Origin of the sequence: Vibrio sp. NC2, from assembly GCF_025195005.1 — a bacterium.
Lineage (GTDB): Bacteria > Pseudomonadota > Gammaproteobacteria > Enterobacterales > Vibrionaceae > Vibrio > Vibrio splendidus.
The window spans coordinates 46,552-71,702 of the sequence record NZ_JANVFC010000005.1 but is presented as its reverse complement, the minus strand read 5'-3'; the positions used below and the strand labels follow the sequence as shown (position 1 = coordinate 71,702).

22 protein-coding genes and 2 tRNA genes are annotated in these 25,151 nt (G+C 44.2%); 20 read left to right on the top strand and 4 right to left on the bottom strand.

The annotated features are described in order from the left end of the window. The first annotated feature begins 5 nt into the window (after positions 1-5). From NX845_RS09255 to NX845_RS09245, 3 genes are all read left to right on the top strand, one after another. A tRNA-Gln gene (locus NX845_RS09255) sits at positions 6-80 on the top strand. 108 nt (positions 81-188) lie between these two features. Then, positions 189-273 (top strand) — tRNA-Leu (locus tag NX845_RS09250). A 157-nt stretch (positions 274-430) separates the two neighbouring features. Beyond that, positions 431-1,477 (top strand): lactonase family protein, encoded by a 1,047-nt coding sequence (locus NX845_RS09245; RefSeq protein WP_065682577.1) that lies wholly within the window; start codon positions 431-433, stop codon positions 1,475-1,477. A 71-nt stretch (positions 1,478-1,548) separates the two neighbouring features. On the opposite strand, the gene NX845_RS09240 is transcribed toward NX845_RS09245, so the two are convergent. After that, positions 1,549-2,724: a 2-octaprenyl-3-methyl-6-methoxy-1,4-benzoquinol hydroxylase gene (locus tag NX845_RS09240; protein ID WP_065682576.1), complete on the bottom strand. Its 1,176-nt coding sequence runs from the start codon at positions 2,722-2,724 to the stop codon at positions 1,549-1,551. Positions 2,725-3,032: 308 nt separating this feature from the next. Between NX845_RS09240 and miaB the strand changes: the two genes are divergently transcribed. The 5 genes from miaB to lnt all read left to right on the top strand — a co-directional run bounded on the left by miaB (position 3,033) and on the right by lnt (position 8,765). Next, a complete protein-coding gene (miaB, locus tag NX845_RS09235; RefSeq protein ID WP_004735256.1) occupies positions 3,033-4,457 on the top strand; it encodes a tRNA (N6-isopentenyl adenosine(37)-C2)-methylthiotransferase MiaB in 1,425 nt (474 codons plus the stop codon). A 163-nt stretch (positions 4,458-4,620) separates the two neighbouring features. Beyond that, positions 4,621-5,742, top strand: coding sequence for a PhoH family protein (locus tag NX845_RS09230; protein WP_260256772.1), 1,122 nt, complete (start codon positions 4,621-4,623; stop codon positions 5,740-5,742). Further along, on the top strand, positions 5,743-6,204 hold the full coding sequence (gene ybeY / locus NX845_RS09225; RefSeq protein ID WP_004735254.1) for an rRNA maturation RNase YbeY: 462 nt from the start codon (positions 5,743-5,745) through the stop codon (positions 6,202-6,204). It abuts the gene before it with no gap. A 120-nt stretch (positions 6,205-6,324) separates the two neighbouring features. Beyond that, the gene (gene corC / locus NX845_RS09220; RefSeq protein WP_004735253.1) at positions 6,325-7,215 is read left to right on the top strand and encodes a CNNM family magnesium/cobalt transport protein CorC; all 891 of its coding nucleotides are present in this window, start codon (positions 6,325-6,327) and stop codon (positions 7,213-7,215) included. A 32-nt stretch (positions 7,216-7,247) separates the two neighbouring features. After that, complete coding sequence (lnt, locus tag NX845_RS09215) at positions 7,248-8,765, top strand: apolipoprotein N-acyltransferase (RefSeq protein ID WP_065682574.1); 1,518 nt, start codon at positions 7,248-7,250, stop codon at positions 8,763-8,765. Positions 8,766-8,877: 112 nt separating this feature from the next. Here the strand turns inward: lnt and NX845_RS09210 are convergent, their stop codons facing one another. After that, a complete protein-coding gene (locus NX845_RS09210) occupies positions 8,878-9,348 on the bottom strand; it encodes a zinc ribbon-containing protein (RefSeq protein ID WP_004735251.1) in 471 nt (156 codons plus the stop codon). A gap of 265 nt (positions 9,349-9,613) precedes the next feature. On the opposite strand from NX845_RS09210, the gene leuS reads away from it, so the two are divergent. The 12 genes from leuS (at position 9,614) to lipA (ending at position 22,413) form a co-directional block, all read left to right on the top strand. After that, a complete protein-coding gene (gene leuS, locus NX845_RS09205) occupies positions 9,614-12,190 on the top strand; it encodes a leucine--tRNA ligase (RefSeq protein ID WP_004735250.1) in 2,577 nt (858 codons plus the stop codon). A 216-nt stretch (positions 12,191-12,406) separates the two neighbouring features. After that, the gene (gene lptE, locus NX845_RS09200) at positions 12,407-13,048 is read left to right on the top strand and encodes an LPS assembly lipoprotein LptE (protein WP_065682573.1); all 642 of its coding nucleotides are present in this window, start codon (positions 12,407-12,409) and stop codon (positions 13,046-13,048) included. Positions 13,049-13,057: 9 nt separating this feature from the next. Then, positions 13,058-14,083 carry a DNA polymerase III subunit delta gene (gene holA / locus NX845_RS09195; protein WP_065682572.1) on the top strand — a complete coding sequence of 342 codons (1,026 nt, stop codon included), beginning with the start codon at positions 13,058-13,060 and terminating at the stop codon, positions 14,081-14,083. A 64-nt stretch (positions 14,084-14,147) separates the two neighbouring features. Next, positions 14,148-14,465 (top strand): ribosome silencing factor, encoded by a 318-nt coding sequence (gene rsfS / locus NX845_RS09190; protein ID WP_004735247.1) that lies wholly within the window; start codon positions 14,148-14,150, stop codon positions 14,463-14,465. 3 nt (positions 14,466-14,468) lie between these two features. Further along, positions 14,469-14,939, top strand: coding sequence for a 23S rRNA (pseudouridine(1915)-N(3))-methyltransferase RlmH (gene rlmH, locus NX845_RS09185; protein ID WP_108175885.1), 471 nt, complete (start codon positions 14,469-14,471; stop codon positions 14,937-14,939). A 6-nt stretch (positions 14,940-14,945) separates the two neighbouring features. Beyond that, the gene (gene mrdA, locus NX845_RS09180; protein ID WP_260256771.1) at positions 14,946-16,838 is read left to right on the top strand and encodes a penicillin-binding protein 2; all 1,893 of its coding nucleotides are present in this window, start codon (positions 14,946-14,948) and stop codon (positions 16,836-16,838) included. After that, a complete protein-coding gene (rodA, locus tag NX845_RS09175) occupies positions 16,838-17,959 on the top strand; it encodes a rod shape-determining protein RodA (protein ID WP_004735244.1) in 1,122 nt (373 codons plus the stop codon). The genes mrdA and rodA overlap by 1 nt, the downstream gene beginning before the upstream one ends. Before the next feature lie 3 nt (positions 17,960-17,962). Further along, positions 17,963-18,802, top strand: coding sequence for a septal ring lytic transglycosylase RlpA family protein (locus NX845_RS09170; RefSeq protein ID WP_065682570.1), 840 nt, complete (start codon positions 17,963-17,965; stop codon positions 18,800-18,802). A 93-nt stretch (positions 18,803-18,895) separates the two neighbouring features. Then, complete coding sequence (locus NX845_RS09165; protein ID WP_017079939.1) at positions 18,896-20,077, top strand: serine hydrolase; 1,182 nt, start codon at positions 18,896-18,898, stop codon at positions 20,075-20,077. Between the two features lie 235 nt (positions 20,078-20,312). Further along, on the top strand, positions 20,313-20,588 hold the full coding sequence (gene ybeD, locus NX845_RS09160) for a DUF493 family protein YbeD (protein WP_017079938.1): 276 nt from the start codon (positions 20,313-20,315) through the stop codon (positions 20,586-20,588). A 195-nt stretch (positions 20,589-20,783) separates the two neighbouring features. Continuing rightward, on the top strand, positions 20,784-21,443 hold the full coding sequence (gene lipB / locus NX845_RS09155) for a lipoyl(octanoyl) transferase LipB (protein ID WP_017079937.1): 660 nt from the start codon (positions 20,784-20,786) through the stop codon (positions 21,441-21,443). 4 nt (positions 21,444-21,447) lie between these two features. Further along, positions 21,448-22,413, top strand: coding sequence for a lipoyl synthase (gene lipA / locus NX845_RS09150; protein ID WP_004735240.1), 966 nt, complete (start codon positions 21,448-21,450; stop codon positions 22,411-22,413). Between the two features lie 207 nt (positions 22,414-22,620). Here the strand turns inward: lipA and NX845_RS09145 are convergent, their stop codons facing one another. Together NX845_RS09145 and NX845_RS09140 are read right to left on the bottom strand one after the other, a co-directional pair. Beyond that, positions 22,621-23,982, bottom strand: a complete 1,362-nt coding sequence (locus NX845_RS09145; RefSeq protein WP_260256770.1) for a sodium-dependent transporter — start codon at positions 23,980-23,982, stop codon at positions 22,621-22,623. A 334-nt stretch (positions 23,983-24,316) separates the two neighbouring features. Further along, positions 24,317-25,111: a YggN family protein gene (locus NX845_RS09140; protein ID WP_083994940.1), complete on the bottom strand. Its 795-nt coding sequence runs from the start codon at positions 25,109-25,111 to the stop codon at positions 24,317-24,319. Positions 25,112-25,151: the final 40 nt, after the last annotated feature.

Sequence of the window (25,151 nt, the reverse complement as noted above, 5' to 3'; positions counted from 1 at the left end):
CCTGTTGGGCTATCGCCAAGCGGTAAGGCACTGGCTTTTGATGCCAGCATTCCCTGGTTCGAATCCAGGTAGCCCAGCCACTATTTAAACTCTTTGTTTTTACTTAGCTTGTTTTTAGGCTAAATAGCAAACCAAGAGCACAACGTTACATCGAATCACCAATGTCGATATAACTATAAAGATTTGCTGCGGTCGTGGCGGAATTGGTAGACGCACCAGATTTAGGTTCTGGCGCCGAGAGGTGTGAGAGTTCAAGTCTCTCCGACCGCACCATCATTGAATAGAACCCAGCTTTTTAGCTGGGTTTTGTTTTATCTGGAATATGCAATTCTGCTAGCCAAGTCACCAAGTATTCTCTTCTATAACCTCACTTTTAATACGATTTTATAAGACAATGTCTGCTCCACTTTCTAATTGAGTATGACTACCTATGAAAACCCTCCCATTAACGATCGGTTGCTACACGGATACGCCAAGTAAAAGCCAAGGTGTCTATCAAACTCAGTTAGATCTAGAAACAGGAAAACTATTACCTCTAGAGCTTATTGCCGAATGTCATAACCCCTCTTTTGTCACCGCGACAAAGTCTGGAATCTATACAGCATCTGAGGTTGAGCAAAAGAAACTGCCGAAACTCATTCATATACCTAATGTTGATTCACAAATCGCGTCCAATACAGGCCTAATCTCGGGAGATCACCCCTGCCACGTTGCGATAGATCCACACAATAAATTTGCTATCACTTCCCAATACTCGTCAGGTACATTTGATATCTTTAGCTTAAGTATCAATGGCAACATCGATAAACGACTCAAAACAATCAAGATGGTTGGCTCAGGGCCGAACAAAGAGAGACAAACTAGCCCACACGCCCATCAATGTTTGTTCTTACAAAACTCACCACAGTTTGTGACTGTCGATCTCGGCACCGATCGAATCAACTTCTATTGCTTTGACGAAGAGCAAGAAGAGTTCCTTGATGAGCCAATGCAGTCTATTAAAGCGCCCGCAGGAAATGGAACTCGTCACCTAATCTTCAACAAAGCTGAAGACAAAGCCTATGTAATCTGTGAGCTCTCTGAAACGATATTAATTTTGGAAAAATCTTTAGGTATTTGGAATATAGTGGATGAGGTTGATGCCTTACCTAGTATGGAGAAGGGAGAAGCCGCAGCTGCGATTAAGCTATCCCCTGATGAACAATTCCTTTATGTGTCATGTCGACACCAATCAAGAATCAGCAGCTTCAGTGTCGACTCTGAGGCTCAAAAACTGACTTTCATTGATAGCTACGACACTGAAGGTAAATTCCCAAGAGACTTCCATATAACTGACGATGGGAAATGGCTTATCGCCGCCAACCAGCACTCCAACAACATCACCTCATTCAAGCGAGATAATGAGGATGGGTCTTTGGTTTATACAGGGTACTCGTTAGACCTTGATGCACCAGTTTGTGTCACTCAGCAACAATAAGCATTACAGCAAAAACAAAAAAGGAGAGCATCGGCTCTCCTTCTCTATATAAATAACCTGATCTAGCCGTTTTAAAGGCCCAAGGCGTATTTCAATACTTGAGCTTTAATCGGCCCTGAGCTTTCCGCTAATTTTAGTGCAGCATTGCGGACAAACTTTAGAGGGCCAATGTCATTACTGAAGGTTTTATAGAAGAAGTCCATTCCACTCTGCATCATTAAGTTGTCACTTCTTCTCATCACTTCATAGCGTCTTGCTACAGATTGATTCAATTCGCCTTTTTCATTGGTGACATCCAATAGTACTGAAACATCTTTAAAGCCCAAGTTGACGCCCTGCCCTGCTAAAGGGTTAATCGTATGCGCTGAATCCCCGACTAAAATGCAATTATTCTTCGAGTATGATTGAGCATGACGTCGTGTCAGAGGAAAAGATCCAGAATTCAATACCTTGATATCACCTAGCTCTTTAGGAAAGTTAGCGAGTACTTCATTACGCAGCTTTTCAGGGCTCATCGATGATAATTGTTTTATACGTGATGGGGAGTCATACCAAACCAACGACCCCTGCCCGACTTCTTGACCGTCAGAGGTTAGAGAACATAATGGCAAAAATGAACGAGGACCACTTGGTAGGAATTGCTGCCAAGTAATATCTTGTTGAGGCTGCTCGGTTTCGACATTGATAAGCATACAGTGCTGTCGGTAACCCCAAGCGGTAATACCAATCCCAGCTTGCTGACGAACGGCTGAATTCGCGCCATCAGCACCAACCACCCACTTCGCTGATAACTCAGCTCCTGATTGAAGCTTAACGATATTGGTTTCACCAAACTCAATCTCATCCAGCTTTTCTGGGCATAACAGTTCGAGATTGTCGTAGGCATCAAATTGAGACCATAACCCTAGTTGAATGAGCCTATTCTCAACGATATAGCCTAGACGGGGCAGATCCAGTGATGCAGCATCAAATCGAGTACGACACTCTGGATGCTCCCACGTTTCTAAACGCTTGTAAGAACACACTCGCATCGCTGCAATACTTTGCCATGCACCAAGATCTTCAAGTAAATCGACCGATGCTTGAGAAATCGCAGACACACGAATATCCATCGCTTGTGACTCATCAAAAGCTTGTGGGGCAAAACCTTCGATCACCGCAACACTCAGCCCTTGCTTTGCAAAGCCGACCGCTGTTGCTGCGCCAACCATGCCGCCACCGACTACCACAATATCGTAACTGTTCATATTTTGTACTTATCAGTTTGATTCTTTGACTGTTTTTGATTGTACTTTTTCATAACTAACTTGTAACCAAAAACCTTATTCGAAAAAAGGGTTATCCCTTATGGTATATGGCGTTAACAATAATAAAAACCACTACATAAGAGATTTGTTCAGACTACTAGTCAGTCGGTTTTGAAACCAGTACAATACGCCGCTTGCCGCTAGAGCCAGTCATAAAATTGAATACCTAATTATGACAAACAATGCTGGCGGATGAATAATGGGCGATTTGCTCCCTTAAATTAAACTAACGATCGAGCGAACATATAATGAGTAAGAAACTGCTAATTAAAACTTGGGGCTGTCAGATGAATGAATACGATTCATCAAAAATGGCCGACCTGCTTAACGCTGCAAATGGCTATGAGCTAACTGAAGTACCTGAGGAAGCAGACGTACTACTATTGAATACTTGTTCTATCCGCGAAAAAGCGCAAGAAAAAGTATTCCACCAGCTTGGTCGTTGGAAAACGCTTAAAGATAAAAAAGAAGGTGTGGTGATCGGTGTGGGTGGCTGTGTAGCAACTCAGGAAGGTGACCACATTCGTCAACGTGCACCATACGTAGACGTTATCTTTGGCCCACAAACATTACACCGTCTGCCAGAGATGATTAAGTCATCACTGTCTAACGAAAAGCCAGTAATGGATATCTCATTCCCTGAGATCGAAAAGTTCGATAACTTGCCGGAACCTAAAGCAGACGGCGCAACAGCCTACGTTTCTATCATGGAAGGTTGCTCTAAGTACTGTACTTACTGTGTTGTTCCATATACTCGTGGGGAAGAAGTTAGCCGTCCAATGGATGATGTACTCTACGAAGTTGCACAACTGGCAGAGCAAGGCGTACGTGAAGTAAACCTACTAGGCCAAAACGTAAACGCATTCCGTGGCCCTACTTACGAAGGCGACATCTGCACATTTGCAGAACTACTTCGCCTAGTTGCGTCTATCGATGGTATCGACCGTATTCGTTTCACTACAAGCCACCCGCTTGAATTTGGTGATGACATCATTGAAGTTTACAAAGATACGCCAGAGCTAGTGAGCTTCTTACACTTGCCGGTACAAAGTGGTAGTGACCGTATTCTTACGATGATGAAACGCCCGCATACGGCAATCGAGTACAAGTCTATTATCCGCAAACTGCGTAAAGCTCGTCCTGATATTCAAATCAGCTCTGACTTTATTGTTGGTTTCCCTGGTGAATCTAAGCAAGACTTCCAAGATACAATGAAGCTAATTAAAGAAGTTGATTTCGATATGAGCTTCAGCTTTGTTTTCTCTCCTCGTCCAGGTACACCTGCTGCAGATTACCCATGTGATGTACCAGCACAAGAGAAGAAAGATCGCCTGTGGGAGCTGCAACAGACAGTAAACACACAAGCTATGCGTTTCTCTCGCCTAATGCTAGGTACAGAGCAGCGTATCCTTGTTGAAGGTCCATCAAGAAAGAATCTAATGGAACTGCGTGGCCGTACTGAAAACAGCCGTGTTGTGAACTTCGAAGGTTCTGCTGATCTTATCGGACAGTTCGTAGATGTGAAGATCACTGAGGTTTACACCAACTCACTACGTGGTGAGCTAGTTCGCACAGAAAAAGACATGGGTCTACGCGTTGTAATGACTCCAGCAGAAATGATGGAAAAAACAAAACGTGAAGACGAGCTAGGTGTAGCAACATTTACGCCATAGCTAATACAACTGTTTGAGCACAAAGCGCAAACACAAAGCTTGAAATTACCTAACTAAGTGACCATCTTAGAAATAGGGATATCACCATCAGAAGCCCGGTCTAAATCGGGCTTCTTGCTCTTTTTTTTATTTAAGAGTGAGTGGCACAAAATGAGAGGCTAATTTGAGCAATAAAATCGTTACCTTAGAGATAAATCTAGAGCCAGCAGACAACAAGCGCTTGGCAAGTTTATGCGGACCATTCGACGACAACATCAAGCACCTTGAGCGTCGCCTTGGTGTAGAGATTAATTACCGTAGCAACTTTTTCACCATTGTCGGTAAGCCTCACACAACTGCCGCAACTTTAGACATCATCAAACACCTCTATGTTGAAACGGCTCCAGTTAAAGGCAACATAATCGATATCGAACCAGAGCAAGTGCATCTGGCGGTCACTGAGTCTGGCATTTTGGAGCAACACGTCGAGTCTGAAATCGACTACGGCAAAGAAGTGACCATTAAGACTAAAAAAGGCGTCATCAAACCACGTACACCAAATCAAGCTCAATACCTAATGAACATGGTTACACATGACATCACCTTTGGTATTGGACCTGCTGGTACTGGTAAAACATACTTAGCTGTTGCGGCTGCGGTCGATGCACTTGAACGCCAAGAGGTTCGCCGAATTCTGCTGACTCGCCCTGCTGTTGAAGCCGGTGAGAAGCTTGGTTTCCTACCGGGTGATTTAAGCCAAAAAGTAGATCCATATTTGCGTCCACTTTACGATGCACTGTTTGAGATGCTTGGCTTCGAGCGTGTTGAGAAACTAATTGAGCGCAACGTGATTGAAGTTGCGCCACTGGCTTACATGCGTGGTCGTACATTAAATGATGCGTTTATCATTCTTGATGAGAGCCAAAACACCACAGTAGAACAGATGAAGATGTTCTTAACTCGTATCGGTTTTAACTCACGCGCTGTGATCACAGGTGATATTACGCAAATTGATTTACCTCGTGGAGCTAAGTCAGGTCTGCGTCATGCAACTGAAGTACTCAACGAAGTGGATGACATTAGCTTTAACTTTTTCATGTCTGAAGACGTCGTTCGCCACCCTGTCGTTGCTCGTATCGTGAATGCGTACGAGAAGTGGGAAGCAAAAGATCAGAAAGAGCGCAAAGAGTTTGAAAAGCGCAAACGTGAAGAGCGTGAAGCCAAACTTCTTGAAGCTCAGCAAGCCGTTACGACACAATTAGCAACACAAAATAGCTCTGTAATTACAGAACAAGGTGATAAATAGATGTCTATTGAACTAGACCTGCAAATAGCGGTCGAAAATGAGCAAGGGCTTCCAACTGAGCAAGATATTCAGCTTTGGTTGGACAAAACAATTCCTCAGTTTCAAGAGAATGCCGAGCTCACCGTTCGTATTGTTGATACAGAAGAGAGCCACCAGCTCAATCATGACTACCGTGGAAAAGATAAGCCAACTAACGTGCTGTCTTTCCCATTTGAAGTACCACCAGGAATGGAATTAGATCTACTGGGTGACCTCATTATCTGCCGCCAAGTTGTCGAAAAAGAAGCAGAAGAGCAAAATAAGCCTCTGCTAGCACACTGGGCTCATATGGTTGTACATGGCAGTCTGCATCTGCTAGGTTATGATCATATCGAAGATGATGAAGCTGAAGAGATGGAGTCACTCGAGACAGAAATCATGCAAACTATGGGGTTTGAAGACCCGTATATTCTAGAAAAGTAAATTGATTCTAGTAAAGTAGGTTGCAGAGAAACAATAACTCATCGAACCTGTGATTTTCGCAGGAATCTGAGTTGTAACGTGTGCTATCACACTTCTGATAGCGTTATTTTTTGAGAAATCATGAACGAAGGTAACCCCCCCACTTCTGAGGGAAGTAAAAAATCTGAAGGTCCGAGTAGAAAGTCCTTCTTTGAACGCCTAGGCCAACTATTTCAAGGTGAAGTAAAAGATCGCCAAGAGCTCGTAGATGTAATCCGCGACTCAGAAATTAATGACCTAATTGACCACGACACGCGCGACATGCTCGAGGGTGTTATGGAAATTTCAGAGATGCGAGTACGCGATATCATGCTGCCTCGCTCTCAAATGGTTACAGTTGAACGCACCGATGATTTAGATACATTGATTGCGCTTATTACTGATGCTCAACACTCTCGCTACCCAGTGATCAGTGAAGATAAAGACCATGTTGAAGGCATTCTATTAGCGAAGGACCTACTTAAGTATTTGGGTTCAGAAAGTGCCCCATTTGATATCGAACAAGTGATTCGCCCTGTCGTGGTTGTTCCTGAAAGTAAGCGAGTTGATCGCCTGCTCAAGGAGTTCCAAGAAGAGCGTTACCACATGTCTATCGTTGTCGATGAGTTTGGCGGTGTTTCTGGCCTGGTAACCATTGAAGATATCCTCGAAGAAATCGTTGGTGAAATTGAAGACGAGTTCGACGATGAAGAAGAGCTAGATATTCGTAAGCTGAGTAAGCATACCTATTCGGTTAAAGCTTTAACCACCATTGAAGAGTTCAACGATACGTTTAACACTTCCTTCAGTGATGATGAAGTCGATACTGTGGGTGGTATGGTAATGACAGCACTCGGTCACCTGCCTGTTCGTGGCGAAATTGTAGAAATCGGAAACTACCATTTCAAAATAACATCCGCAGATAACCGTCGTGTGATTCAGCTACAGGTAACCATCCCTGACGAGCAGCCTCTTCCGACTATCGAAGAATAACAACTTCTCTCTAAAGAGATGACAGAAATTAGATGACTAAGACCTTTATTCATCGCCTATTACGGCCGCTTGCGGCCGTTTTTGTTGGCGCTATAACAACCCTTTCATTCGCTCCATATTCAATATGGCCTCTTGCTATTATCAGCCCAGCTTTGTTGCTGTTACTGATCCACAACCGTTCTCCTAAAAGTGCGCTTTGGATTGGCTACGGATGGGGTTTAGGCCAATTCGCAACAGGTATCAGCTGGGTATACGTCAGCATCGATCATTTTGGCGGCATGCCACTGGCAGCCAACCTGTTTTTGATGGCATTGCTCATTGGTTACCTAGCGGTTTATTCAGGCCTATTTACCTGGAGCTTAAACAAGTACTTCCCTGCTAATAACCTAAGCCGCTTTTTCCTCGCGGCTCCTGCATTGTGGTTAATCAGTGATTGGCTGCGTGGTTGGGTAATGACGGGCTTTCCTTGGCTTTGGCTTGGCTACAGCCAAATCGATTCTCCATTAGGCTCGTTTGCACCGATTGGCGGTGTCGAGTTGATTACTCTGGCAGTCATTGTCTCTGCATCTGCACTCGCTTATATGGTTATCAACAAAGCATGGAGTGTTGGCATCATCCCTGCGATCGTATTCAGTACAGGTTTTGGCATTCGAAATATCGATTGGGTGACACCGAACCCTGAAAAAACAACCTCAGTGGTATTGATTCAAGGCAACGTCGATCAAGACAGTAAATGGCTACCAAGCCACCGCTGGCCTACGATGATGAAGTACACAGATCTAAGTAGAGAAAACTGGGATGCCGATATCATCATTTGGCCTGAAGCCGCTATTCCAGCATTCGAAGTTGAGATTCCATCTTTCTTACGTAACTTAGATAGCGCAGCGAAGATGAACAACAGCTCAATCATCACTGGCGTACTCAATCAGTCTGAAGATAAGAAGTACTACAACAGCGTTCTTTCTCTAGGTGTCAATCCATACGGTGAATACAGCTACGATCCAGACGAACGCTACCATAAACATCATCTATTGCCGTTTGGTGAGTTTGTGCCGTTTGAAGATATCTTGCGCCCATTGGCACCGTTCTTCAACTTGCCGATGTCATCATTTAGCCGTGGCGATTTTGTTCAACCAAACATCGTGGCAAATGGCCGTCACTTAGCGCCTGCGTTGTGTTATGAGATCGTCTTTAATGATCAAGTTAGACAAAGCGTGACTGATGAGACGGACTTTATTTTAACGCTCTCTAACGATGCGTGGTTTGGTCGTTCGATTGGCCCACTGCAACATATGGAAATCGCACAGATGCGTGCTCTGGAGCTTGGTAAGCCCGTTATTCGCTCGACCAACAATGGTGTAACGGCAGTAACCGATTACAAAGGCAACATCATCAAGCAAATACCTCAGTTTGAAACGGCCGTATTAAAAGCTGATCTGATTTCAACTGATGGGCAAACGCCTTTTCACGCAGTTGGTACTTGGCCACTGTATATCTGGGCGATGCTCAGCTTGGTGATTGGCTGGGTAATTAGAAAGCCAAAGAGCTAGATTAGAAATTCGAAGAAAGTGATTTTAGGGTTGGCTGATTGGGTCAACCCTTTTTTATTGCTGCGGTGTAAAGTTGATGGTGCTATGGCTATAGTGTTTATGACTTAAGTGTTTACGGCTTAAGTGCTTTACGGCTAAACCCTGTCGCCCCACACTTGATACATGGAATGATATTGGTCGGGTGGTTGTATTCGGTTTGATGTCCACACTCATCACAGACAAGCGTCCCGAGCCCGATAACCTCATCCGCTTGATACAACCCTTGATGTTCTAAGTCTTGGAACAATTCAACCCATTCCACCTTAGTGCGATCAGTGATATCCAACAATCCTTGCCAAATAGAATCTGTGATCATCAAATAAAATGGACCACCTTTACTCTCTTCATAACTTTCGGAAAACTCTTTTAAGTCCGACTTCACATAGGCCGAGATCAATGAGAGCTCATCTTTGGTCATGTCATTGGCTGCTTTCGCATACTTACCTGACGTTTCGATTTTGTTGTTAAGCTCTTCAGGACTATGCTTCAGCGTTTCTATCACCTCTTCGACGACTTCTTCATAGAGTGCTTTTTTCTTCGGCATAACGACCTCCTTAAGATGACCAAGCTTTATCTTAGTGAACAGGGCCGTAGTTAAGCGACCAGTTCCTAACAAACAAATGCAATTCATACCCTTAAGTATAGCTGTCCTAAGTAATTTGGTTGAATTTACGCAATCAACCGTGCTGCAACTGCAAGTATGAAGGGTATAACTATTGTTGTACTAAGCTCCTTTAGGTATTCTATGACGATCTGTAAGATTCTGTTCTAACCGAACTCACAAATTCCAAGATAACCGGATACCATCGATGCAAGAACAATATAACCCGCAAGAGATTGAACAAAAGGTTCAACAACACTGGGATGACAGCGAGACTTTCGTTGTAAGTGAAGACCCAAATAAAGAAAAATTCTACTGTCTTTCTATGTTCCCGTACCCAAGTGGTCGACTGCATATGGGTCACGTGCGTAACTACACCATCGGTGATGTGGTATCTCGTTTCCAACGTCTACAAGGCAAAAACGTAATGCAGCCAATCGGTTGGGATGCATTCGGCCTACCTGCAGAAAACGCAGCTGTAAAAAACAACACAGCGCCTGCTCCGTGGACTTACGAAAACATCGAATACATGAAAAACCAGCTTAAACTTTTAGGCTTTGGTTACGACTGGAAACGTGAATTCGCAACGTGTACGCCTGAGTACTACCGTTGGGAACAAGAGTTCTTCACGAAGCTTTACGAACAAGGCCTAGTTTACAAGAAGACATCTTCTGTCAACTGGTGTCCAAACGACCAAACTGTACTAGCGAACGAGCAAGTAGAAGACGGTTGCTGCTGGCGTTGTGACACTCCGGTAGAACAAAAGAAAATCCCACAATGGTTCATTAAGATCACTGAGTACGCTCAAGAGCTGCTAGACGATCTAGACAACCTTGAAGGTTGGCCTGAAATGGTTAAGACCATGCAGCGCAACTGGATCGGTCGCTCTGAAGGTGTTGAACTATCTTTCGCTGTTAACGGTGAAGAAGCGCCGCTAGAAGTGTACACAACACGTCCAGACACACTAATGGGTGTTTCTTACGTTGGTATCGCTGCAGGTCACCCTCTTGCAGAGAAAGCATCACAGAACAACCCTGAGCTTGCAGCATTCGTTGAAGAATGTCGTAACACCAAAGTGGCTGAAGCTGAACTTGCAACGATGGAAAAGAAAGGAATGGATACTGGCCTAACGGCTATCCACCCTCTTAACGGTCGCGTTGTTCCTGTTTACGTAGCTAACTTCGTTCTTATGGATTACGGCACAGGTGCTGTAATGGCGGTTCCTGCTCACGATCAGCGTGACTACGAATTCGCAACTAAGTACGGCATCGATATCATCCCAGTAATCAAACCTGAAGATGGTTCTGAGCTAGACGTTTCTGAAGCAGCTTACACAGAGAAAGGTGTACTGTTCGATTCTGGCGAGTTCGATGGTCTTGCGTTCCAAGAAGCATTCGATGCAATCGCTGCGAAACTGGAAGCTGAAGGCAAAGGTAAGAAGACTGTAAACTTCCGTCTGCGTGACTGGGGTGTATCTCGTCAGCGTTACTGGGGTGCTCCAATCCCAATGGTAACCACTGAAGACGGTGAAGTTCACCCAGTACCAGCGGACCAACTGCCAGTCATTCTTCCAGAAGACGTGGTAATGGATGGCGTAACTAGCCCAATCAAGGCAGATAAGTCTTGGGCTGAAACAACATTCAACGGCGAACCAGCTCTACGTGAGACTGACACGTTCGATACGTTCATGGAGTCTTCATGGTACTACGCACGTTACTGTTCACCACAAGCTGATGACATTCTAGATCCAGAGAAAGCAAACTACTGGTTGCCAGTTGACCAATACGTTGGTGGTATCGAGCACGCTTGTATGCACCTGCTTTACTCTCGTTTCTTCCACAAGCTTCTTCGCGATGCGGGTTACGTGACATCTGATGAACCGTTCAAGCAGCTTCTATGTCAAGGCATGGTTCTGGCTGACGCGTTCTATCACACGAACGAGAAAGGCACGAAAGAGTGGATTGCTCCAACTGACGTGACTATCGACCGTGACGCAAAAGGTCGCATTGAAAAAGCTGTCGACAACCAAGGCCGCGACGTTGAGCACTCAGGCATGATCAAAATGTCTAAGTCGAAGAACAACGGTATCGACCCACAAGAGATGGTAGACAAGTACGGCGCTGATACAGTACGCCTATTCATGATGTTTGCATCGCCTGCAGACATGACGCTTGAGTGGCAAGAGTCTGGCGTTGAAGGTGCAAATCGCTTCCTTAAGCGTGTTTGGAAACTGGTTCACGCTCACTCTGCTAAGGGTGCAGCTGAAGCTGTTGACGCTTCTGCACTATCTGGTGACCAGAAAGCACTTCGTCGTGATATCCACAAGACTATTGCGAAAGTAACGGACGATATCGGCCGTCGCCAAACGTTCAACACAGCCATCGCTGCAATCATGGAACTGATGAACAAGCTAGCGAAAGCACCTCAAGAATCTGTACAAGATCGTGCAATCCTTGATGAAGCGCTAAAAGCCGTGGTTCGCATGCTTTACCCAATGACTCCACACATCTCTTACGAAATGTGGATTGCTCTTGGTGAATCAAACGTAGACTCAGCAACATGGCCAACGTTTGACGAGAAAGCGCTAGTTGAAGACGAGAAGACTATCGTTGTCATGATCAACGGTAAGCTACGTGCGAAACTAACGGTTGCAGCTGACGCGACAGAAGAGCAAGTTCGTGAACTTGGTCTAAACGATGAGAACGCTAAGAAGTTCCTAGATGGCTTAACTATCCGTAAAGTTATCTTCGTACCAGGTAAGCTTCTAAACATCGTAGCTAACTAATATTGGCTAACTAATATCAGCAGGCTAAAACGAGCGAGCTAGTTTTAGTCTGCACATATAACTGCTGAAGCGAACTTATTTTGTTTTCAGCAGTCTTTAGACAGGGTGCGACATTGCCCTGTCTACTTATTTAAGTGCTTTAGACCCAGAGCCCTACGATTCGAAAGCTCTAAAGCCTTTAAATAAGTATTCTACCTTCATGAGAGCCATCAAATAATGCGCCTGATTTCACTATCTTCATTGAAAGTTACTGTTGTTGTTTTAACCGTTAGCCTACTGAGTGCCTGTGGTTTCCACTTACGTGGTGACTATTCTGTACCAGAAGAACTCAACAAGATCTCTGTGACCAGCTACGACCAATACAGTACGTTTACACGTATGATGAAAGGTCAGCTACGTATGAATGATGTAGAAATCGTACCGCCTGCAGAAAACACCCCTAATTTACATATTATTAGCGAAAGCGTTAGTGAGCGAACTCTATCCCTTTACCAGAATACTCGTGCAGCAGAAAAAGAACTGACGCTCAACGCATCATACCGCGTCACGATTCCTGAGTTAGGCTCAAAGACATTCTCAACGAGCGTAACCCGTAGTTACCTAGACAACCCGTTAACTGCATTAGCAAAATCTGTTGAGCGCGACATGATCGAAGATGAGATGCGTAAGCTTGCAACAAGTCAAATCCTTCGTCAAATGGCTCGACTAAAAGCGAACATCGCAGCTGATAGCATGGATCTAGATGCGCTAGAAAATGTTCAAGTGAAAGAGCTTGAGAAACAATACAACATCAAGAACGTCGAAATAGATCCAAGTTCTACGGAAACGGCAAAGCCCGTCGAATCAGCTGAACAATAGGTTTATTTGATGCGTATTTTTGCTGACCGCTTGTCAGAGCAACTTGCTAAACAGCTAAGTAATGTTTACCTCATTTTCGGTAACGAACCTCTCCTGTTACAAGAGAGCCGAGAAGCGATTCAAAAGGTTGCAAAACAGCAAGGCTTTGATGAACGTCACCGCTTTGCTATTGATAACAGTCTGGACTGGAATCAAGTCTATGACTGTACTCAAGCATTAAGCCTGTTCTCTAGCCGTCAAATCATCGAACTTGAACTGCCAGAGTCCGGAGTTAATGCTGCGATAGCCAAAGAGCTACTAGCAATCTCAGAGCATATCCACAGTGATATTCTGTTGGTCTTGATTGGTACGAAGCTAACTAAGGCTCAAGAAAGTGCTAAATGGTTTAAAGCACTGTCTACTCAGGGTCACTGGATCAGTTGCCTAACGCCAGATGTCAGCCGATTGCCTCAGTTTGTCCAAGCGCGCTGCCGTCAAATCGGCTTATCTCCAGACCCTGAAGCGATTCAAATGCTGGCACAGTGGCACGAGGGTAACCTATTTGCTCTCACTCAAAGCCTAGAAAAGCTAGCGCTCCAATACCCTGACGGAAAACTTACCCTAGTACGCTTAGAAGAATCACTAAGCCGCCACAACCACTTTACTCCATTCCATTGGAGTGACGCGTTACTGGCTGGAAAAGGTAATCGTGCACAACGAATTCTAAGACAACTGGAAGCTGAAGGTGTAGAGCCAGTCATTTTACTGCGTAGCATACAACGTGAACTTGCCTTGCTATTACAAATGCAGCAACAAATGAAACAGATGCCGATCGGCCAAGTATTCGAAAAACACCGTATCTGGCAATCTAAAAAGCCTCTTTATAACGCTGCGCTAACAAGAGTTTCGATTTCTCAATTACATTCGTTGTTTGCGTTGCTGACTCAAGCCGAATTGATGACAAAAACTCAATATGAACAGTCGCCTTGGCCACTAATTCATCAGTTAAGCGTAGAGTTTTGTATCCCTTCAGCTTCAATCCCATTTCACGCATAAAAGCGTGGTATATTCTAGGGTCAACAGATCCTAAAAAGCTAAATTCAGATTAAAGGAACACTCCGTGTTACGTGAAGAACTAAAAGATTTTCTTGCAGACAAAGCCGACGACATGAAAGCAGAATCGATTGTTACTATCGATGTAGAAGGCAAATCAAGTGTTACTGATTACATGATTGTCTGTACTGGCACCTCTAAGCGCCATGTTGCCTCTATCGCACAACACGTTGCCGATGAAGTGCGTAAAGCTGGTATGCAACCACTAGGCATGGACGGGCAGCAAGAAGGTGAATGGGTTGTTCTAGATATGGGAACAAGTATGCTTCATGTTATGCAAGAAGAACATCGTGAGCTGTACCAACTAGAAAAACTTTGGGGCTAAGCGTTGAAGATCCAGTTAATCGCAGTTGGTACAAAAATGCCAAAGTGGGTTGAAGAAGGCTTTAAAGAATATAAACGCCGCTTCCCTCATGATATGCCATTAGAACTCATTGAGATCACTGCGGGAAAACGTGGTAAAAATGCTGATATTGCACGTATTCTTCAAAAAGAAGGCGAAGCAATGTTGGCAGCAGTGCCAAAAGGCAACCGCATTATCACGCTTGATATCCCAGGTAAAAAGTGGGATACCCCACAACTGGCAGAACAATTGGAAAGTTGGAAGTTGGATGGACGCGACGTTTCTATCCTTATTGGCGGGCCTGAAGGATTAGCGCCTGCATGTAAAGCGGCTGCAGACCAAAGCTGGTCTCTATCGGCGCTTACTCTCCCTCACCCATTAGTACGCGTTATCATGGCTGAAAGCTTGTATAGAGCTTGGAGCATCACTGCTAACCACCCTTATCATCGAGAATAAGCGTTAATGTTACGTAAACGTAGCCAAATCCGTGATTACAAAGCAGAAGCACGACTATTTACTAGTCGTGCTTTTGTTGCGTTTGCGGGGATCATAGTCATGATGTCGATGTTGGTTGTTAACCTGTACAACATTCAGGTCAACCAATATCAGGACTATAAAACCCGCTCTAACGACAACCGTATCAAGGTCGTTCCCATCGCGCCTAACCGTGGTTTGATTTACGATCGCAACGGTGTACTTCTTGCCGAAAACCGCCCAGTTTTCAACCTAGAAATTACACCCGAAAAAATCAAAGATATGGATGACACGCTCGTCCGTCTACAAACGTTAATCGAGATTCCACCTGAACGTATCGAGCGTTTTAATCGTGATCGCCGCAATTCACGACGCTTCAAGTCAGTACCAATTCTGAATCAGCTCACCGAAGAGCAAGTTGCGGTGTTCTCTGTAAACCAGCATAAATTTCCGGGTGTTGAGGTAACAGGCACATTAAAACGTTTTTATCCGTATGGTGATGTACTGACTCACGTTATTGGCTATGTATCGCGCATCAACGATCGCGATATACAACGCTTAGTACGAGAAGAAAAAGACGCCAATTACAAAGCAACACGTGACATCGGTAAACTTGGCATTGAGCGCTACTACGAAGACATGCTGCACGGTACCGCTGGCTATCAAGAAGTCGAAGTGAACAGCCGAGGACGAGTGATCCGCACACTAAAATTTGTCCCTTCGGTTCCGGGCAAAGATATCGTACTTAACTTAGATATCAATCTTCAACTATATGTGCACAAACTGCTCGATGGACGCCGTGGCTCTGCCGTCGTTCTCGACCCGAAAGACAATGGCGTGTTAGCGATGGTGTCTAGCCCAAGCTACGACCCTAATGCATTTGTGCATGGTATCTCCTCTAAAGGTTATAACGCCCTACTACAGAACAAAGATCGACCTTTGGTTAACCGTGCCACTTTAGGTATTTATCCACCAGCTTCAACGATCAAGCCGTTTATCGCCGTTGCTGCTCTACAAGAAGGTGTGATTACACCGAATACAACGCGTAATGATCCAGGCTATTGGAAAATACCTAACTCTAAAACCAAGCCGTTTCGCGACTGGTTACGTTGGGGACACGGTGTTGTTAATATAGAGAAAGCGATTGAAGAATCAGTTGATACCTTCTTCTACCAAATCTCCTTTGATCTAGGTATCGACCGTTTATCTCAATGGATGATGCTATTCGGCTTTGGTGACTATACAGGCATTGATATTTACGAAGAAAGCAAAGCCAACATGCCAACTCGCGAATGGAAAATGGCAAGACACCGTGTGCCTTGGTACCAAGGTGACACCATCCCTGTTGGTATCGGACAAGGCTATTGGACAGCAACACCGATGCAAATCGCAAAAGCCACGTCTGTATTGGTCAACGAAGGTGAAGTAACAGCGCCTCACCTATTACGTGCGACGATCGATAATGGTCAGCCATTCGATGACCAAACGGTATCAGAGATCGAAACTTATCCTCCAATCACTGGTGTTAAGCAGAAATACTGGGATATCGCGCAAGAAGGCATGAGACTGGTAAACCACGGAAAGAAAGGTACTGCAAGACGTTCATTCCAAAAGATGTCTTACCAAACCGCTGGTAAATCAGGAACTGCGCAAGTATTCGGTCTCAAAGAAGACGAAGAATACAACGCGGACGAAATAGCAGAGCATTTACGCGATCATGCACTCTTTACTGGTTATGCTCCTTTTGAAGATCCAGAAGCGGTTGTGACTATCGTATTAGAAAACGCAGGTGGCGGCTCATCAAATGGCGGCCCTGTCGTTAGAAAAATATTAGACCATATTATTCTCGCTGAAGAAGATGAAAGTAAGGCAACAAAATAATGAAACTTGATCCTTCTACTGGACGAAATAGAGCCTTGTTTGAAAGGCTCCATATCGATCTTCCATTACTGCTCGGTATTCTGGTGTTGATGGGCTTTGCCTTATTGATCATGTACAGCGCCAGCGGACAAAGCCTTGCGATGATGGATCGTCAAGCAATGCGTATGGTGCTGTCTTTAGGTGTCATGATCTTCTTAGCGCAACTTTCGCCTCGTACCTATGAAACCTTGGCCCCGCTGTTATTTGCAGGCGGTGTCATCTTACTCTTGGGCGTGTTGTTCTTTGGTGAGGCATCTAAGGGTGCCCAACGTTGGTTAAATTTCGGTTTTGTTCGATTCCAACCCTCTGAACTATTAAAGCTTGCAGTACCTTTGATGCTGGCTCGATTTATCGGTAAACGATCACTGCCGCCAACCTTTCAAACATTAGCGATCTCGCTAGTAATGGTGTTTGTACCTACCATTTTAATCGCTAAGCAACCCGACTTGGGTACATCCATCCTTATCGCCGCATCCGGTATCTTCGTGATATTCCTAGCTGGTATAAGTTGGAAAATCATTGCTAGTGCCGCCATAGCGTTAGGGGCATTTATCCCAATATTATGGTTCTTTTTGATGCGTGAATATCAAAAAGTACGAGTAAGAACCCTTTTTGATCCTGAATCAGATCCATTAGGTGCGGGCTACCACATCATTCAAAGTAAGATTGCGATAGGTTCTGGTGGTGTATCAGGAAAAGGTTGGCTACAAGGTACTCAATCTCAATTAGAATTCATTCCAGAGCGCCACACTGACTTCATTTTTGCGGTAATTGCCGAAGAATGGGGCATGATTGGTATTTTGTTCTTGCTTGCTATCTACCTATTCATTATTGGACGGGGTTTAGTGCTCGCGAGCCAAGCTCAAACGGCATTTGGTCGAATGATGGGTGGCAGTATTGTACTGAGCTTCTTCGTTTATATCTTTGTAAACATTGGCATGGTAAGCGGTATTCTACCCGTGGTTGGTGTTCCTCTACCTCTCGTCAGCTATGGCGGTACTTCGATGGTTACCCTTATGGCTGGTTTTGGTATTTTAATGTCGATCCATACACACAGAAAAGCATTCTCAAAGGCGACCTAATCGATGTCTATTACAATATTTCAAAGAAAAGCATCTTTGGTTGATGAGCTGCCAATCAAAAAAATAGTCTCTATCCTAGGCTTAGCGATTTTAATCAACGGCTGTTCTTCACAAAAGCCTACCGGTCGCTACGATATTGATTCGGATATTGCACCGGATGCACCTATCTCGGTAGAGCATCTAGAAGATGCTCACCCTCAATATGAACCTTATAGTTTGGGCGGAAACACTAACTACACACTGCGTGGTGAAGACTACAAGATCATAAAAAGAACCGAAGGGTTTACCGAGAAAGGAAAAGCATCTTGGTACGGTAAGAAATTTCATGGCCATTTAACCTCAAATGGCGAGATCTACGACATGTATTCCATGTCTGCAGCACACAAAACATTGCCGATTCCGAGCTATGTAAAAGTGACGAATACCGATAACAATAAAACGACGATTGTTCGTATCAATGACCGAGGCCCATTCCACGAAGGCCGAATCATTGACCTTAGTTATGCGGCAGCTTACAAGCTCGATGTCTTGAGAACCGGCACCGCAAATGTTGAGATAGAAGTCATCACCGTGGCGATGCCAACCGACGCGAATAAAAAGGCCGCTTTGCCGCAATTTATTATTCAGGTCGCCACCTCTCCACATGAAGATAGGACCGAGAAGTTAGCTAAAGATCTAGGCGAAAAGCTAGCTGTAGCAACGTTCTTGCAGCCAAATGACGATAACTACCGTCTGATGCTTGGGCCATTTCATGACTATGCTCTGACTCAAGAGAAATTAGAACAAGTTAAGCTAATGGGTTACCCGTCAGCTTATATAAAAAAACACACACTAACCCGCTAATTAATCTAACAGTTACTTCTGGTAATCAGCGCTCTGGTGTGACAGAGTGATTCTGTTAATATATGAATAGTTCACCAAATAATTGCATTCAAAATGATTAAATCTAATAAACTTGTTAAATCGATTTTTGCTACTTCTGTTGCTCTTTCTGCAACGATAGCTACATCGTCATTCGCCGCTCCAATTGTAGTCCCTGATGCACCGCAAATCGCCGCTAAAGGTTTTGTTCTGATGGATTACCATTCAGGCAAAGTACTAGCAGAGAAAGAGATGAACACTCAACTTTCTCCAGCAAGTTTAACCAAGATGATGACAAGCTACGTGATCGGCCAAGAGCTAGAACGTGGCAACATCAATCTAAACGACGATGTTGTAATCAGTGAAAATGCTTGGGCTAAAAACTTCCCAGATTCATCGAAAATGTTCATTGAAGTGGGCACAACGGTTAAAGTGGAAGAACTGAACCGTGGCATCATCATTCAATCAGGCAACGATGCGACTGTTGCAATGGCTGAGCATATTGCTGGTTCTGAAGATGCATTCGTTGACCTAATGAACGCATGGGCAAGCTCTATCGGCATGAAAGACACGCACTTTGCTAACGTGCACGGTCTAGACAACCCGAATCTATACTCAACACCTTATGATATGGCGCTACTTGGTCAGGCGCTGATTCGCGATGTTCCTGATGAGTACCGTATCTACTCAGAGAAAAAATTCACTTACAACGGCATCACCCAGTACAACCGTAACGGTCTGTTATGGGATAAGAGCATGAACGTTGATGGCATCAAAACGGGCCATACAAGCAAGGCAGGTTATAGCCTAGTCAGCTCAGCAACCGAAGGCAAAATGCGCCTAGTTGCTGTTGTGATGGGAACTAAAAATGCTAACGCTCGTAAAACAGAAAGCAAAAAGCTGCTTAGCTACGGCTTCCGTTTCTTCGAAACAGTGGCACCACATACTGCTGGTGAGACATTCGTTGAAGAAAAAATCTGGATGGGTAGCAAGGACACGGTTGCTCTAGGTGTCGACGAAGATACTTTCGTTACCCTACCTCGTGGCCAAGCGAAGAACCTTAAGGCTAGCTTTGTTCTTGAAAAGGAACTGGAAGCACCAATTAGCAAAGGCGATGTTGTCGGTAAACTATTCTACCAAGTTGATGGTGAAGACGTTGCTGAATATCCACTACTTGCACTAGAAGATGTAGACCAAGGCAGCTTATTTAGTCGTCTATGGGACTACCTAGTATTGCTGTTTAAGGGTTTATTCTAAACCAGTCAAAGCTTTGCTCTAAGCAATACACAAGCTCAGTGCAAAGCTAACTCAATGAGTAAGTTCATTATTTACTCATTGACGAACTAAAAGCCGCCATGTGCGGCTTTTGTTGATCTTGAGTTCAGCGATATTTACACGTAATATTCCGCCCTATTACTCGTGTCTGTTGACCGAACACGCTTTTTATCGACATTTCGCCAATTTGCGAGAGTCTAGCCTTTTGGAGCTATTCATGAACATCAATTCTGATGCAAAACTAAAAGATCTCTTAGAGTTCCCTTGTTCATTCACTTACAAAGTAATGGGCTATGCTAAGCCAGAACTTACTGAGCTAGTGCTAGAAGTGATCCAGCGTCATGCTCCTGGTGACTACAGCCCAACGCTAAAACCGAGTGCGAAAGGTAACTACCACTCTGTTTCTATCAATATTACGGCGACTTCAATTGAGCAAGTAGAAACGCTATATAAAGAACTGGGCGAGATCGAAATCGTTCGTATGGTTCTGTAATCTCCGATTACACATGAAAAACAGCGGCTTATTGCCGCTGTTTTTGTTTGAAGCACCCTATCTAGGTCAAATTCATTCAACTTAATTTTCAATAAATACAAAGAAAGTTGAAAAACCTTGCAGTCCGTCTGTAGTTAGAAACCTGTTTCGCGTTTATAATGCGTTCACTTTATTAATCCTTGAGGGAGTGCAGCTTTGCAAAATAAGCTAATCGTAAAAAAATTAGGCCGTCAGGATTACGAACCTGTATGGAAAGCCATGCATAAGTTCACAGACGAACGCACAGAAGAAGACGTAGACCAAGTTTGGTTGGTTGAACACAACCCTGTCTTCACTCAAGGACAAGCAGGCAAAGCCGAGCATGTATTAAATGCTGGGGACATCCCTGTAATTCAAAGCGATCGCGGTGGCCAAGTGACTTATCATGGCCCAGGTCAGTTAGTCGCTTACTTTTTGATTAACATCCGTCGCAAAAAATTCGGAGTACGTGATTTGGTGACTCATATCGAGAACCTCGTAATCAACACTCTGAAAGCTTACAATATAAATTCAACTGCCCGACCTGACGCTCCTGGTGTTTATGTCGATGGCAAGAAAATCTGTTCACTCGGATTACGTATTCGACGTGGCTGCTCGTTCCACGGGTTAGCACTCAACGTCGATATGGACCTGTCTCCATTCCTACGTATTAACCCATGTGGTTATCAAGGTATGGAAATGGCACAAGTAAGCCAGCTAGGCGGGCCAAGTGAACTAGAAAACGTTGAGCAACAGTTAATACAAGAGCTCGTAGAGCTACTCGGCTATGACCAAGTAGACATTCAAGCCACCAGTAACATTACAGCAGAAGCATAAAATCATGAGCAAACCAATCCAAATGGAAAAAGGCGTTAAATATCGTGACGCTGACAAAATGGCATTAATTCCCGTAAAGAATATGCCTGCTGAACAGAAAGAAGTTCTACGTAAGCCTGCATGGATGAAGATTAAACTTCCTTCAGACAGCCATCGTATTCAAGAAATCAAATCAGCAATGCGCAAGAACAACCTGCACTCAGTTTGTGAAGAAGCGTCTTGCCCTAACCTAGCCGAGTGTTTTAACCACGGCACGGCAACGTTTATGATTCTTGGCGCTATCTGTACTCGTCGCTGCCCGTTCTGTGATGTTGCCCATGGTCGCCCTGTTGCTCCTGAAGCAGAAGAGCCGAAGAAACTGGCTAAGACGATTAAAGACATGAAACTGAAGTACGTAGTAATCACTTCAGTTGACCGTGATGACTTGCGTGACGGCGGTGCTCAACACTTTGCTGACTGTAACCGTGAAATTCGCGAACAGAATCCAAACATTCGCATTGAAACCCTGGTACCAGACTTCCGTGGTCGTATGGATGTTGCGCTTGATCTAATGAAAGACAACCCGCCAGATGTTTTCAACCACAACCTAGAGACAGCGCCGCGTCTATACCGCAAAGCGCGTCCAGGTGCGAACTACAAATGGTCTCTTGATCTATTGAAGAAATTCAAAGAACAGCACCCAACTATCCCAACAAAATCAGGGGTGATGATGGGCCTTGGTGAGACGAAAGAAGAGATCGTTCAAGTACTGAAAGACCTTCGTGAACATGGCGTAACGATGCTGACACTAGGCCAATACCTAGCACCAAGTCGTCACCACTTACCAGTAGAACGCTACGTGCCGCCTTCTGAGTTCGATGAACTGAAAGAGATTGCTCTAGAGCTAGGCTTCACTCACGCCGCTTGTGGTCCGTTTGTACGTTCTTCTTACCATGCAGACTTGCAAGCTCAAGGTATGGAAATTAAGTAATCACGATTGCTTAACTAGAAACGTGAAGGCGCTGACTATTATGTTCAGCGCCTTTTTTCTATCTTGTTCGTGCCACTAAGCTTTATATTTCATACCACTATAGCTTTATATAAAAACAACAGAGCCACTCTTTATGAGTGGCTCTGTGCTTAACGTTTCAAGTTCTTCTGAAGGTTTAGGTTCAGAGAGTCCAGATAGGGATCAGCGTTAGCCGAAGGATGCCCAGATAACCGTTGCGACTAGGATTGGGCATACAAACTTCACATACATTGGCCAAACCTTACCAAACCAACCCAATTGGAAATCAGGGCAACCTTGCTCAAGCTCTTTCACCTTAGAAGCTCGACTCCATACCCAACCACCAAACACGCAGAACATCAGTGCTGCGACCGGTTGAAGGTACTGAGTCGCTATCATCGCAACCATGCCAAACATCGCGGCAAAGTTGTAAACAATCACCACACTAAACAACGCGATAACACCACCAATTACCCCGCTCGTAGGCGTTCGTCTAGTATCAAAACGCTCGCTCACTAGTGCTACAGGGCCTTCAAGCATCGAAATCGATGAAGTCAGTGCCGCAATCGTTAGCAATAAGAAGAAAACAATCGCGAAGATCTGACCAAGCACGCCTAAGCTATCAAACATCAACGGCAGAACTGTAAATACAAGCGTATCAGAACTTAATAGTGAGCCATCTTCCGCATAGATTTGTACCCCTTTCTGCATCGCAACAAACATTGCAGGCATCACGACTAAACCCGCAATAAAAGCGACCGCAGTATCAACTAAGGTAACGTTCATTGCCATTTTGGGCAGGTTCTCTTTCTTACTCAAGTAAGAGCCATAAACCAACATCGAGCAACCACCAATGGTGAGCGAGAAGAAGCCCTGTCCCATTGCTGCCAAAATCAATTTTCTATCCCAAACTTTTTCAAAATCCGGAACCAAGTAGTGTTTTAGGCCTTCCATCGCGCCAGATTGCGTCATGATGTAAACAAACAATAAGCCAAATAAAACAAATAGTGCAGGCATCAAACGAGTCGACCATTTCTCGATGCCTTGCTTAACACCGCCCTGCACAATCAAGATAGTCAGTACATAAAATGCGACGGTACCAAATACGTTGCGCTCAACACTAAAGCCTTTAAACCAATCAGCAACACCCTCTAGACCCATCAGATCAGCGACAGCACCAATGAGGAAGCAGATCAACCAACCACCAACAATACTATAAAATGCCAACACGGCGCTTGGCACACTCAATCCGACCCAACCGACAAACTCACCGACTTTCTTACCCAAAGGGTTCGTAGTCAAAGAACGCATGCTATCGACAGGATTTGCTTGGCCGTGACGACCAATAGCCATCTCAACCACCAGCATTGGGAAAGCGACCACGAAGATCATGATCAAATAGACTAAGAGAAAAGCGCCACCACCGTTACTGGCAACTTGAGTTGGGAAACCCCAAATATTACCTAAGCCAACCGCTGCACCAGCCGCTGCTAAAATAAAGCCTAAACGAGAGCTAAAGTGCTCTCTTGAAGAGGAAGATTGTTGGTTCATATTGCCCGCATCAAAAATCAGTGAACTAGTTGAGAAGTACAGTAATAAAAAGCAATGATAGGCACAACCAATAAATGAACAATTCTCTGATTTTTACAATCAATGCGCTATTTATAACCACAAAGTTAACAACCTACTGGTGTTATCGTTTACCAAATGACAACCAGTCAAGATGTAGACCTAGGAAAGCGAAGAAACGAAGAAACGAAGAAAGTATATCGAGTTAAATGCTCGTTCGGCTGAGCCCATAGATCCATAAACACCTACATCCATAAGCACATACATACAAAAAGAGCACCAAACGGTGCTCTTGTGATTCATCAGTCAATTCAGATTAAATCGTGAATACTTGATAGTCTTTTAGGTTCGGAATGATTTCATGCAGCTCTTGCTCTTGTTCCGCCATCTCATCAAGAGAATCACAGAACTCGTTCGCTTCTTCTTGTACTTGTTGAGAGTGTTCTTTCATTCGCTCTTCAACTTTCAGCTTTAATTCAGCCATACTGTCAGCCAATTCAGTCAGGTTTAGGCCACCATCTTGTTTCATTTTTTCTGACATCGCATTAAAAGCGCTGGAGATAAATTCTTGATTAAAGATTTCTTTCGCCTTCTCGAAATCTTCAGACCAACCATTGGCCATCGAATCAAAGCTTTCAGCTGGTAACACTAACTCGCCATCTTTGTAGTAACGAGCTTCCAGTTCAGCAAAGTAGGTTTTCATTGATTCTTTTACATTATCAAATGATTCCGGTGAATCTAGGCTAGCCGCAATATCATCAATCACGTCATTCGCTAATGCTAGGCTATCGTTAGCCATTTGTTTCGCTCGTGGTAAGTACTCACTCATGCTTTCGCGGTATTTTTCAATCGCCGCTTGTTGGTCTGCATCAAGCTCAACCTTCTCACCATGGATATATAAGTCGTTGTTGCCATCGAAAACGGCAGTATCACCATTCACTTGATGGATTTCGACTTTTTGGTCATCGATTCGCAATTCATTTTTCAAATCAACTCGACACTGAGCAGCAAAAGTTGGCAGGCTCAAAAAAGAGATTACCGCTGTTAACGATGCGATTAATACATTGTTTTTAATAAATATTTTGTTTTTCATAAATACATTGTTTTTCATAACATCCTCTCATCAATCTGACAGATTACTATACCCTTGG